The organism is Pseudoflavonifractor sp. BSD2780061688st1 E11, assembly GCF_005844125.1.
GTDB lineage: Bacteria > Bacillota > Clostridia > Lachnospirales > Lachnospiraceae > Sellimonas > Sellimonas catena.
Map to the genome: position 1 here is coordinate 1 of NZ_SPHM01000066.1, position 13,446 is coordinate 13,446.

At 46.9% G+C, this 13,446-nt stretch carries 10 protein-coding genes; 1 reads left to right on the forward strand and 9 read right to left on the reverse strand.

Features of this window, described 5'->3' with window-relative positions; all coding sequences use genetic code 11:
* Positions 1-85: 85 nt before the first annotated feature.
* From FGQ85_RS17490 to FGQ85_RS17505, 4 genes are all read right to left on the reverse strand, one after another.
* Positions 86-2,596, reverse strand: coding sequence for a hypothetical protein (locus FGQ85_RS17490; RefSeq protein WP_138374097.1), 2,511 nt, complete (start codon positions 2,594-2,596; stop codon positions 86-88).
* A 117-nt stretch (positions 2,597-2,713) separates the two neighbouring features.
* Positions 2,714-3,748 carry an SAM-dependent methyltransferase gene (locus FGQ85_RS17495; protein ID WP_330677459.1) on the reverse strand — a complete coding sequence of 345 codons (1,035 nt, stop codon included), beginning with the start codon at positions 3,746-3,748 and terminating at the stop codon, positions 2,714-2,716.
* 104 nt (positions 3,749-3,852) lie between these two features.
* On the reverse strand, positions 3,853-6,525 hold the full coding sequence (locus FGQ85_RS17500; RefSeq protein WP_118636905.1) for a HAMP domain-containing sensor histidine kinase: 2,673 nt from the start codon (positions 6,523-6,525) through the stop codon (positions 3,853-3,855).
* A gap of 23 nt (positions 6,526-6,548) precedes the next feature.
* The gene (locus tag FGQ85_RS17505) at positions 6,549-7,247 is read right to left on the reverse strand and encodes a response regulator transcription factor (RefSeq protein ID WP_087168858.1); all 699 of its coding nucleotides are present in this window, start codon (positions 7,245-7,247) and stop codon (positions 6,549-6,551) included.
* Between the two features lie 232 nt (positions 7,248-7,479).
* Here FGQ85_RS17505 and FGQ85_RS17510 point away from each other — a divergent pair, with 232 nt between their 5' ends.
* On the forward strand, positions 7,480-9,234 hold the full coding sequence (locus tag FGQ85_RS17510; protein WP_087168859.1) for an ABC transporter ATP-binding protein: 1,755 nt from the start codon (positions 7,480-7,482) through the stop codon (positions 9,232-9,234).
* A 347-nt stretch (positions 9,235-9,581) separates the two neighbouring features.
* On the opposite strand, the gene FGQ85_RS17515 is transcribed toward FGQ85_RS17510, so the two are convergent.
* The 5 genes from FGQ85_RS17515 to FGQ85_RS17535 form a co-directional block, all read right to left on the reverse strand.
* Positions 9,582-10,391 (reverse strand): hypothetical protein, encoded by an 810-nt coding sequence (locus FGQ85_RS17515; protein ID WP_138374098.1) that lies wholly within the window; start codon positions 10,389-10,391, stop codon positions 9,582-9,584.
* A gap of 5 nt (positions 10,392-10,396) precedes the next feature.
* Complete coding sequence (locus tag FGQ85_RS17520) at positions 10,397-10,936, reverse strand: helix-turn-helix domain-containing protein (protein WP_087168861.1); 540 nt, start codon at positions 10,934-10,936, stop codon at positions 10,397-10,399.
* A gap of 212 nt (positions 10,937-11,148) precedes the next feature.
* Positions 11,149-11,442 (reverse strand): hypothetical protein, encoded by a 294-nt coding sequence (locus FGQ85_RS17525; RefSeq protein ID WP_138374099.1) that lies wholly within the window; start codon positions 11,440-11,442, stop codon positions 11,149-11,151.
* An 89-nt stretch (positions 11,443-11,531) separates the two neighbouring features.
* On the reverse strand, positions 11,532-12,305 hold the full coding sequence (locus FGQ85_RS17530) for a GNAT family N-acetyltransferase (RefSeq protein ID WP_347563113.1): 774 nt from the start codon (positions 12,303-12,305) through the stop codon (positions 11,532-11,534).
* A 413-nt stretch (positions 12,306-12,718) separates the two neighbouring features.
* A complete protein-coding gene (locus FGQ85_RS17535) occupies positions 12,719-13,333 on the reverse strand; it encodes a lactate utilization protein (RefSeq protein WP_138374100.1) in 615 nt (204 codons plus the stop codon).
* Positions 13,334-13,446: the final 113 nt, after the last annotated feature.

A 13,446-nucleotide genomic window follows, 5' to 3' on the forward strand; every position in this document is an offset into this window, starting at 1 on the left:
TACAACCCAAAGGCTGTATTTTCAATATATTTTTCAGTTGTTAGAATGGAGAAAGTGGCAAAGTCGGGTTATAGCATGGTTTGTGCTATTGTGTATATCCCACAAACGTATTCCCGCTTGCATTTACCATCTGATCCATCTCTTCAAATGTCACCGTGTCCACTTCCTGTGTGGAAAGATTGAGATACTGAACATTCGTCCGACTGTATCCCGTCAAAAGTACTGCATTGCCGTTTCCTGTCAGCGCCGCCACCGGAGTGCCCTGTCCGATCAGATAAAGGACGTCTTCTGTCCGGCAGTCGGAAAGTTCCAGCGCTTCCCCGGAAACCTGGCTGCCTATGAAGTCAATGATGGATTCTCCATCCTCCATATCCTTCTGGAAATCAATCTCATTTCCTGCTGAGGCAAGGATGATTCTCATACATGCTTCCAGTGTGCTCTCACCCTCACGGACCGCAGTATCCCCAAGATCCGAAATCTCATACGCAGACGGCCTGTTGCCGCTTTCATATACATTTGCCAGTCTGGAGGTCACCGCTACTCCGCTGAATTCGGATGCTCTCTGCACCGCATATCCCGCATTCTGGTAAATCCCCTGAAGTTCACCGTATCCATAGACATAGTAGGTTCCCTTCCGGGACGGTGAATCAAAGGAAAGCGTCATCTGCTCCCTTGCGATCGTAAGCTGCGGCTTTAGAATCTTCGGAGAACTGTCGTCCACTCCATCCTCGTAGGTAATCCGCATTTCACGGCCTTTGAGCTCGCTTGTATAGGAATCAATCGTGATATTGCTCTCTTCCCTCTCTTCATTGTTCGTAATATAATCTTCGCTTGTATACGTATAGAAATCTCCGCTTTTTACGGCACGTTTCAACGTCGCCATATCGTTTTCAAATACGACGTCCAGAATAAAGATGTTATCCGCCTGGTAGTCTTTGACCGTTTCGTTTTTCTGGTTGCGGATTTCCAGACGGTACATCGGAAGCACTGTCTCGCCGGATGCTGTCGTGCCCGAGTCGCCGCTCCTTGCAGTTCCAAACACGAAGTCATTCCGGATAAATCCGAGCGGCCGGATGCTTTCATCCGCACCTGCCTCCACCTGATATCCCTTTCCGGTGGAAAGATTCAGCACCTCTATCTGAGTCGCGTTATTGATCTCCCCGTCCTTCTGGTATGCCAGAAGGTGGCCGTCCCCGGAGCTTACATACTGCCCCGTTTCCAGATTGGTCACAAGGGTGGTACGCGTATTATTAACCAGATCTACCTCATACAGCGTTCCTTCCTGCATCACATACAGCTTTCCGCTGGAATTGCTGTAATAAAGAAGCTTGCCCGGATCATTTGTCAGCACCGGGTAGGACTTCGTACTTGGGATAAATACCTTCTCCTCCACAGAGTTTTTATTGATATCGTAGTAATATACGCTGACGCCGACCTCGCCTTCATGAGTGCCCCTGTTTACATAGCCGGACACCGTAAATGTCGTACTTCCATCCTCGTCCATGGATACAAGCTGTACGCTGTGCTGGTCGTAGGCATTCTGCGCATTCTGGCTGCCGCTGTCCGCATAGCTGAATACACGGGAGAGTTCGTCATTTTCCTTATTGTAGTTCCAAAGCTCCCTCTCCTGTACAAAGGAGACGACTGTTCCCTCCTGATTGATCAGATAATCCACATCGGAATCTGTCACGCCGAGAAGAACACCATTCTCATCGATGTCATTCTCTTCCCCGTCGAAAAGCTGGTTCATCGTCCGGTTATAGTCCAGAAGATACATCTGCTGATTTTCCGAATATCTGACACGGAAAAACTCTTTGACATTATACCGGTCTGTCTCGTTTTCGCCTTCCCCTTTACAGTCAACCTGATAGGTCAGAAGGACAGACATGTACATCGAGTTGGCTTCCTTGATATCCCACCGGACATCCCCGACGATCTCAGGCGCAAGGTCTCCCCATGTCACATGCTCAAAATCCGAGTGAATCGTGACAGTCTGGTACGTTGTGTTGTCGCCCTCGCTGCTTGGCTCCAGCGCGGACTGCAGTTCTGCTGCCGCATCTTTGTCCCTCTCTTTGTCAAAAAAGTTCTTGATATAGGCCATGCAGCGGTTCATATTCCAGTTGGATCCGTCTGAAATCCGTGTGTAATAATATGCCCGTTCGTCATCGTCAAAGGAAATCGTCACTCTCAGGAAGCGCTCTCCCTCTTCCAGAACCTTCTCCGGAATTTCGATCTGAGCCGCATTTTCTTTCAGCTCCAGATCGGCCGAATACAGCTTTTTTCTGCCGTCGATGGAATAGATCTCATAGGATGCGGAACGGACCGTTTTGTCGTTTTCCTTCACCTGCATGCTGATTTTGCCGTCCATGACCGGTGTGATCTGATCCCGCATGGTCGCCATTTCCATCTCATTCGTATATCCGGCAAGCGTGTTGAATGTATAAGAATCATGGGTAAAAGAAACCTGCGGAAGCGACGCATTTCCAATGTCTGCCGTCATATCCACATGGTTTCTGTTCACCGCATAGCTGAATATGATAATCGCCACTACGAATACGCAGGCCAGAATACCTGCATGTATCGCTTTTTTTCTCATGAATAACTCCCCTTTTTTATAAAAGCTTTCCTATTGTCGGTTTCACATGAAGAAATTCCTCGCACGCTTTTATTATGTGCTGATTTTCCGCTTTCTTCCCTGTTTTAACTGCACGGATCAGAATATTTTCGGCGTGTGTTCCATGTCGATGAACTCCAGAATCTGAGTATCATACCCCTCTTTTTTCAGATACTCGGCGCGGAGCCCGTCTGTGACCAGAGCCGCCATTCTTTCTTTCAGAAGCCCGTAGGACAATACCGGGCTTAAAATGTCATTTTCAATCTGCCGGTTCAGCTCATGCTGGCAGCACGGCACGGAAAGAATCACGTCCGCCCCCCAGGAAACCGCCTTTGCAAGGGCATAGTCTGTTGCCGTATCGCAGGCGTGGAGCGTCACCACCATATCGACCTTCGTCATTCCTTCATACTGCGCAATGTCTCCGGTCAGGAAGTGGAGATGGTCGTAGCCATATTTCTCTGCAAGTGCGTTGCAGTGCTCGATCACATCTTCCTTCAGATCCAGTCCCACCATGCGGACCTCGTACCCTCTCATCTCATGCAGAAAATAATACATGGCAAAGGTCAGGTACGACTTCCCGCATCCGAAATCCAGAATCGTGATCTCCCGGTCTTTCGGAAGCTTCGGAAGGACATCCTCGATAAATTCCAGATACCGGTTGATCTGGCGGAATTTGTCGAATCTGGAGCGGACAATCTTTCCCTCCTGCGTCATGACTCCAAGATCACGCAGGAACGGAATATCCATTCCTTCCTTTAATATATACTGTTTCTCCCGGTTGTGGGAAAGATCCTGTTTCCCCTGATCCGGGCGTGTTACCTTTTTTCTGTTGATGGTCACTTTCCCCTTCTTGCTGATCAGCACCGATGCCCGTTCGCTTTTTGTGTCAATCTGCATCTGGCGGAAATGCTCCATCCACTCACAGGCGCGGTCCACCGCTGCCTTCGCTTCCAGATTCTCATGAAAAACCTGTTTCCCTTTAAAAATCTCAAACTGATATACGAGATTTCCTTTTTTAAGCACCGGACGGATCCGGCCCTTGAACGCTTTTTCTCTGTCTCTTGGGTTACTCAGAACCGCGGACAGAAGCTCTATGCAAAATACCTGTTCCAGGTATGCTCTCAGTTCTTCCATTTGGAACTTCCTTTCCACTTTTTTCTTGTATTATTGTAATGCGTATTCCGCCAAAACGCAAGGAGAGGATATCGAAATACCCTCTCCTGAATCTAAAGATTTCCTTATTTTTTATCTGTTTCTTCCGGTTTTGTCTCCGGCTCCGTTTTCTTGTCTTCTTTTTTCGGCGTCTGCTCCTTGATCAGCCGTCTCACCCGTGGAAAAGTAATGATTACCTTAAACAGATCGCCGTCAAGATAAAGCTCAAACGTTCCTCCCTGAAGCTCCGTCAGATTTTTCGCGATGGAAAGGCCAAGTCCGCTTCCCTCTGTGCTCCGTGATACGTCTCCCCGGATAAACCGCTCTGTCAGTTCATCGGCTGAAATATTCAGCTGCTGATCCGAAACATTTTTCAGGATAAACTTTGCCGTCCCCGGCTGGAGCATCAGATCCGCATAGACGCGGCTTCCTTCCATGGCGTATTTTGCCGCATTGTTAAAGATATTGGCAAATACCCGCCACATCCTTCTGCCATCCACCCGGACAGTTACCGGTTCATCCGGCATATTGAGGATCACTTTGATATTGCGCGCTTCAAACTTCTCCTCGTATTCTCCTTCCACCTGATAGATCAGTTCCACCAGATTCAACGTCATAAATTCCAGCTTGATATTTCCGCTGCTGACTTTTGAAGCCTCCACCACGTCTTCTGTCAGGGTCTTCAGTCTCTGGGCCTTCATCTCCAGAATGTTGAGGTAATTCTGAATTTTCGGATCCTGGAAATTTTCTCGTTTTAAGATGTCCACGTAATTGATAATGGACGTCAGCGGCGTCTTGATATCATGCGACACGTTCGTGATCAGATCAGTCTTGAGCCGCTCATCCCGGACACTTTTCTCCAGTGCACGGTTCAGGCCCTCGCCCAGCCGGTTGATTGTCTGGGCGATTTCCAGCGTTTCGCCTCTTAAATCATCCAGCGGAATCTTGTAGTTTACATTTCCTTTCGCAATCTCAAGCAGCCCTTTTTTAATCTTCTGCCTTGCCAAAGCATACCTTACGAGAAATACGCCCACTCCGATATTGACCACAATGCCGATAATCATCAGCGGAGTATTTCCCCACGTAATCAGTTCTACGAGCAGGAAGGCAATGTAAGCCACCACGATTTTGGTTGTCGTCTTCTTATTTCTCCATCCATGTCTGAAAATCTCGCAGACCGCTTTCATAATACTGTTCTTCCAGAGCGTATGAGCCTTAATCCTCCGAACCATGCTCAGGTAGAACCAGAAGAAGAACAGACAGCTTACAAAAGCGATTGTTCCCGCCATCACCATAGTGTAGATTGGCAGTCCGTCTTCCCTCCAGATATCGGAAGAGTAGTAATAATCGTATGCCATCACGTACTGGGATCCCCACTCGGAAATCAGATACATGCTCACGATCCAGAATATGATTACAAATGCCGCCGCCAGCTCTGTCTTCCACCGGTCGAATCCGGACAGCGCAATCTCCCCGTTCTCAGAACGGTTGCTGTGTCCGGAGATTACAGTCAGACATACAAGCAGGATAAAGAAAAGAATCAGCGTTCCCCATGCCACCTCACACGCAATCGTGATATACGGCACAATCTCCTGATAATATTCTCTGTCACTCTCAAACTCATCCGGAACCGAGTAGGTCGTATCAACGGATGCCATAAAGACATAATTGGTATTACGTCCGATGATCCGGTGGGATTCCACAATATCCGATTTCCACTCCTGCGCGCTCTGCGCCGGATTCTCAAACGTTGACTCAAACCCGGCAAGCTTCGGTGTCACAATAACGTATGCACCTGCCTGCTTGATCTTCTCCTGATAATGATCAATCTCTTTAATATCCTGGAATTCCTGCCGGTTGGAATAAATCTCGTTCTCGTCATAGTCTACATAAATGTAACTGTAATTGGTATTTCCTTCTTCCCATCCTCCCGGCGCTTCTTTATAGTTTTGAATATCACCTGAAATCGCCGCCAGTGTGTTGGACAGGGCATGATATGCATCTGCAAGCTTTCCATTCCACCGCTCATCTGTATTTGCAAGCTCCACCAGATTTGCAGCTCCATCCAGAGAATACGGTTCCTTTAAAACTTCTTCGCCCAGCCCCAGATTCCAGCAGTCCGCATAAAGTTTCTGCCCGTTCTGATCCAGCACTTCTCCATAGCCTGCCGTATTGTAATCATCTTCCAGAAGTGCCGAAAGCTTCTCCTCATTGGAAACAAATTCACCATTTGACGCAAAGACAAGCTCTCCTGCGGACATTTTGTTCCGGAAATCATCCCCATAATAATAGTGGTAGCTTCCGTCCTCTTTCAGGCACACAATCACGGTTGTCACATAGTCATGCAGGAACTGGTCCCAGCTTTCCTGATCCGCCGCCGCGTTCTGATATCCCCGGCTCCACTGCTCCAGGTCTTTCAGCCGGTAGGCGATGCCGGAATGATTTGTCCCGTCCTGGTCCAGGCTTCCATTATCATAACGTACCACATCAATCAGCTTATCGGGATTGTAGCTTCCGTTTGTCTCGAACTTTGCTTTGGTATCCAGCTGATCCAGGACTTCCCGGGACATTGTCTTCATCCTGTTCTCAAACTGGGCAGTTGATTCATAATGGCTCTGCACCTTTTCAAACGGAATCAGATAACGAAGTCCTGCCGAGGTCCCGACCCAGACAAAGCTCACCACACTTACGACAATGCACAGGTGCGCCAGAATCAGGAGCAGTCCCTTACATGTTGCAGAATAAAACCATTTATTCATATCGTTTTTCTATCTGCTCCTTCCTAAAGCTTTTCAATTTTATATCCGACTCCCCATACGACCTTCAGATAGCGCGGGTCTTTCGGATTGATCTCAATCTTCTCACGGATATGCCTGATATGAACCGCCACGGTATTATCCGCCCCGATCGCCTCTTCGTTCCAGATGTTTTCATAGATCTGGTCGATGGAAAAGACCTTGCCCTGATTCTTTACAAGCAGGAGGAGAATATCGTACTCCGTCGGCGTCAGCTTCACAACCTCGCCGTCCACCGTCACTTCCTTGAGATCATCGTTGATGGTAAGACCTCCCACCGTGTAGATCTCTTCCTGATCTCCGGCGCCGACCGTGCTGCCAAGCTTCGTATATCTGCGGAGCTGTGACTTGACTCTCGCCACAAGCTCCAGCGGATTGAACGGCTTTGTCACATAGTCGTCGGCTCCGATATTCAGCCCGAGAATCTTGTCTGAGTCCTCTGATTTCGCTGAAAGAATGATAATCGGAAGACTCATCTTCTCCCGGATCTTCAGCGTCGCCCGGATCCCGTCAAGCCTTGGCATCATCACATCGATCACAAGCAGATCCACTTTCTCCTCATTCAGAACTTTCAGTGCCTGCTCCCCGTCATACGCTTTCAGTATCCGGTATCCTTCCTGAGACAGATAAATCTCAATCGCTTCTACAATTTCCTTATCATCATCACATACTAAAACGGTATACATCGTCTCTCACCTCTCTATTATTCCTGAAATAGAAAGCGGGCCTCCCCCCTTGTTTTCGCACGCAGAATCCCCGCTCTTTTTTCTACTTATTAGAATACCAGAAATTTTTTAAGAGCCAAAGCATAAATTCTTAATTGTTGATGAATATGTCCGTTTTTATTCATTGCAGGGTCCAATCAAGTATGGTAAATTATTAGGAGGGGAAATTTTAAAATGAAAGAGAGGTTAGTCTATGGATACACTAAAACGTTTTATTCACTATTATAAACCTTACCGGACGGTCTTTTTTCTGGATCTGCTCTGCGCGGCTGTCATCAGTCTGATCGATCTTGTCTACCCGCAGATTCTAAGGACCGCTACAAACTCTCTGTTCACCAGAGACAGCAGCACCATCCTGAAGATGCTTCTGCCGATCGGTATCGGACTTTTCGTCATGTACACCATCCAGAGTCTCTGCAAGTACTACGTCAGCTACCAGGGACATATGATGGGTGCCAATATGGAACGGGATATGCGCCAGCAGCTGTTTGAGCACTACGAGACGCTTTCTTTTTCCTATTATAACAGCCACAATTCCGGCCAGATGATGAGCAAACTCGTATCCGACCTGTTTGATATTGCCGAGTTCGCCCACCACGGACCGGAAAACCTGTTCATTTCACTGATCAAGATCATCGGTTCCTTTATCTTTTTATTCCTGATCAACTGGCGGCTCGCCATTCCTCTGGCAGTCATCGTTGTGATCATGTTCTTCTTCTCCATGAAGCAGAACAAACGTATGCAGGAAACCTTTATGGAGAACCGCCGCAAGATCGGTGATGTCAATGCAAGCCTGCAGGATACCCTCGGCGGAATCCGTGTTGTGCAGTCCTTTGCAAACGAAGAAATTGAAAAGAAAAAATTCTCAAAGAGCAACCATGCATTCCTGCTTTCCAAGGACGCCAACTATAACTGCATGGGCGGGTTCATGGGATGGAATCTGTTCTTCCAGGGCATGATGTATCTTGTCACACTGGTATTCGGCGGATATCTCATCGCACACGGACAGATGGATCCGGCGGATCTTGCCATGTACGCGCTGTATATCGGAATCTTCATCAGCCCGATCCAGATCCTTGTGGAGCTGGCAGAGATGATTCAGAAGGGATTCTCCGGATTCCGGCGTTTCCTCGATGTCATGGATACAGAGCCGTCCATTCAGGACAAGCCGGACGCAAAAGACCTGACCGATGTGAAAGGCCTTGTCTCCTACGAGGATGTATCTTTCTGTTATGATGACGATGATACACCGGTTCTCCAGAATGTGTCCTTCCAGATCCCGGCCGGCCGCTCCATCGCACTGGTCGGCCCGTCCGGCGGCGGAAAGACGACAATCTGCAACCTGCTGCCGCGCTTTTATGATGTCACAGGCGGACGCATCACCATCGACGGCAAAGATGTCCGCGGGCTGACATTAAAATCCCTGCGGAATAATATCGGAATCGTCCAGCAGGATGTCTATCTGTTCTGCGGAACCATCAAGGAAAACATTGCTTACGGAAAACCGGGCGCTTCCATGGATGAAATCGTGGACGCTGCCAAACGCGCTAATATCCATGACTTCGTCATGTCTCTGCCTGACGGCTATGACACCTATGTGGGCGAACGTGGAACAAGGCTCTCCGGCGGACAGAAGCAGCGGATCTCCATCGCGCGTGTCTTCCTGAAGAACCCGCCGATCCTGATCCTCGACGAAGCGACCAGCGCACTGGACAACGAAAGCGAACGCCATATTCAGAAGAGTCTTGAGGCTCTGGCCAAGAACCGTACCACCATCACAATCGCACACCGGCTCTCCACGATCCGGAACGCCGACGAGATTATCGTCATCACGGAAAACGGTATCGCTGAACGCGGTTCCCACCAGAATCTTCTGAAACGAAACGGCATCTACGCACACTATTACAAGATGCAGTTTGAAGGTCTGGAAACCGAAGAAATGATGTAAAACATACAGGGTAAATCCCTTAAAAATGTGCGCCTCCCAGCGCACGAAACTGCAGAAGCCGGGACTTTTCCAGTACCCCGGCTTCTGTTTTTCTTAATAATTTTTGCATTTCTTTTATAGAATCAACACATTTTAGACACATTTTCTGGTTATACTAGGACTCAGATAGTTGATAAACAAATCACTATCTCCCCCCTCATAAAGTAAGCACTTCGGAGAGATACCTCCAAGTGCCACTTTACTCTCATTCCTTTAGATAACTTATAAACAGCGAAACCCGTCAGTTGAAAGACTGACGGGTTTTCGCTGTTTATGGGTTTTGAAATACACTATATCTACTAATCATACTACTTGAATAAATACTCATATTTCCTCCGTTGCTGCAGAAGAATGTTTCGTACTCTTTTTTTGATCTCCGCCGGATAGTATGATTCTTCATCCAGAAACCGGGTGATCACACGGTCGTCGAATGAAAAAGATACCGTTTGTCCATATAGTTCTTCTACTGCATCCAGCTGTTCCTCAAAGCTTGAGCTTATTGTTTTTGCCTGTGCCTTCGGAATCAGCTCCACACTATCTTCTCCAATTGGATAATCTACTGTCAGATCAGATAACAGGGCCGATCCATGATCAAAGATCGGACAATAGTGATAAACTCCGACCGGATCATATAGTACCGCGATATTATGCATATGTCTGTCTTCATTCAGAAACAGCGCATCTACTGTCAACATTCTGCACAGATATCTTCCAAATTCCTTTAAGCCAGTCATCTTTTCCACCTGTTCTGTCAGGAAAAGTGCTCGTTCTTTGACTCCCTGTATCTTGAATATATTTCGATACAAGCTTCCTCCATAAAAACTTCCAAACAGCCGCTCCAATGTGATCAGCTGATATCCTTTCGGCAGGAAATTTCTGCTTTTGCATCCGCAGTAGGTGCTGCTTTTATATTCAATCTTTTCTGTCTGATACATAATATACTCATTTTCATCCATATCAGAATACTTCAGAAGAGATGAAACCATATATTCCGCCAGTCCTTCATATCCGATATGGTCCGCTTTATACCAGGTACCATCCTCTTCCCATTTCAACTGATTTCCCTTGGATGATTGTATCGGGGAATTTCTCAAATCTTTTTCTAACAGTCTAACCATAATCTTTACTCCTCAATCTGAATCCAAAAATCATCCTCTGCCATCCGCCCTTCTGTTTTCTGAACAATCAGGAACGGATCATAAAATGGAAGATTCAGCTCTTCCAGCATGATTTTCATTTTATCCCGTGTCCTGGGGAAACAGCGGGATTCTAAAAATTCCTCATAATCTTTGTAGTCCGGATTTTCATTTCTTCCAAACGCACAGAAAACCGGATCCTGCACAAAATTTTTTATTTTTATTCTTTTCTGTCGTTCCTCCACATCAATCACTGTGCAAAGGCGGTCATGATACATGTATCTGAGACGAAGTGGAAATGTTTTTTCCGGTATTTCCAGTTCTTCTGCCAGCCACATCCTGTCCCAGAGAATTCCCAGCAGGGCAGCCGCCGCACCCTTTACCGTCCCCCGGCTGCTTTCCCAATGTTCCACTGTCTTAACCGATACATTCATCAGATCTGCCAGTTCTTTTTGCTTCAAATGCAGTCTCTGCCGTATCACCTTTACTTCTTCTGCGGATACTGTCTTCTGTATGGCAAATTCCATATCACACCTCCGGATTTTCCTTTTATATGTCGTTTAAATGTCGTCCTTTGATATAAGTATATCTCTTTTATCCCTAAAATCAAGAAATATATTTTAAAATAACTACTAAATTTTAGTAGTGTTTGAGTTTCCTGTTAAACAAAACTGCCGTCACTGTGCATCACACAGCAACGGCATTTTTTCATTTTATGGATATCTGAAAGTTGTTTCTTTTATACGCTAAAGAATGCTATCCCATAAAGCCCGATCATCATCACAGCCAGAACACGGATAAACAAACGGCAGTTTTCTCTTCCGTAACGGAATACCAGATTCTGCGGACATACCGGAACAAGGAATAAAAAGACACCCCAGGTGGACTTAATCAGAAATTCAAGAATTCTGCTGTTCACCGTCAGATAGTTCAGCAACATCAGGATGACAGCACTCATCAGCCAGACTGCCATAAAATATCCAAATGATATGGACTCCTGCAAACGCTCGGATAACATTGCAAACCGCTTCATATTCATCCCTTCTTTCCTTTTTTTCATTATACATCTGTTTCGATAAAAAATCTACAGCCTGGCCATGATTTAATTGGACTTCAGGAATATTATCGATTCATCCGCTCTACAAACTCTTTTGGTTTCACGGTCAGTTCGGCCCACGCCGGCCTGAATCCGCTTCGTATCGCATTTCTGGCAGACCGGATATTGGACCATGCACAGCAGTAAAACGGCACTTTCCCACGTTCCAGTATTTCCAGTGCAAGGGTGCCGGTGAGTGCCGACGCAATTCCCTGACGGCGGTATTGTGGCAGTACGTCAATTCCAATCTGCCACATACTGTCGCAGTCCGCTGAACACGCTGCCAGCCCGATCAGGCGGCCGTCATTGTCATACGCTCCGACCCCAAGCACATCCAGTTCTTTTCTGCCCTCAGAAAGCGCATTTTGCCACTCCGGCCGATAAAGCTCGTGAAAATCGCTGTTTTCCAGCAACCGCATCTCATATCCACAGTCTCCCTTTGTAAGGGCATTCACATCCGGCAGAAAATACTCAGCCATAAAGCACACCATCATATCGTGCTTTGCAAATGCTTCATTCAGCACATGTAGATTCGGCGTCTCAAAACAGTGCTCCACCGGATATTTCTGAATATAATTCCGGACAATTTCCTCATATCTTCTATCAATGGATGCCACAATATTGTTTCCATAAGAGATCAGGTTGCACGCAAGCGGCAGTTTCAGATATCTGCGCGCATCCGGATTCTTCCTGGATGTTACAATAACCGGTTCCGTTTTCATAAAATCCTCCGGCTGACAGTTTGCGTCAACGGCAGACTGTTCCATGGCAGTCCGAAGGATCTCCTTATTTGTCATCATCGCTTTTTCCTCTCTTTTTATCAAGTTATTTTCATTGCAACTGAAGCTGCCTGCAGCAATTACGGTTCTTTTTTATAAATGCTCTGTCTTAACCGTACGGATTTGAATCAAAATACGGTTAAAAATAGCGATTGCTCTTTTTCAGAGGTATTTCTTCCGATTTGAATACGGTTATCTTATTCTGAATACACACTTTTAACCGTACCAGACCGTTTAAAACTACCGCTGTATTTTCAAAAAGTTTTCTCATAGCCGTATTCGACCGATAAAACTACCGCTGTATCACCAACAAACTTGCTCATAACCGTATTCACCACGAATGAACTACGGCTCTGAACTCAAGCATCTTATTTTCAACCGTAGCAAGGTGAAAATCGCAAGGCTGACTCTAACAATACGCCTGTTCCCGGACATTAATAGCCCAGTTCCTCATGAATCAGCAGGATTTCAAACTCGCTTCCTATCGGTTTTCCCCACAAAACAGACAGCCCCCGACAGATCCGCTCCGGACTGCTGCAGTCATAACAGCGGTCCATGTTTACCGCACAAGGAGTTTTTGCTCCGACTCTTCTTGCATTGCGCGGAGCCGCCACATTCCGTGCCCGGTACAGCGCGCTGTCATAGTCTTTCTCCAGCTTGTTTTCTCCGATCACCAGATACACCTTTTCGTGACCGTAGAAAATGGACGCCACCCGGTTGCATCGTCCGTCAATGTTGATCATCTCGCCTGTCTCGGCAAGTCCGTTCACCGAAGAGAGGTAGATTTCCGCAGCATTTTCTTTTGCACGCACTTCCGCATCAGTCATACCCTCCGGCATCCGCAGATGCCAGTACACTGTATTGTGTTTTTCCAGCATCGGATAAATTCCTATCTGATCCATTGTCACGGATCCCCCGATGCCAACTGTCCGGTCATCAATCTGCTCATCCAGATACCGGGCTGCCTCCTGCGCCGTGTCAAAGCACCGTACCTGATATCCTCTCTCCTTCAAATTCTTTTCTACCTTGTCAAAGCTTTTGTTTCCCATGTATCTTGCCTCCTTCTGCTTTTGATCCTGCTCTCATTATATCAGAATTCCGCCCATTTTTTCTCTTGTTATTTTCTCACTGAGGGTATATACTGGCCTTACATCAAATCGGG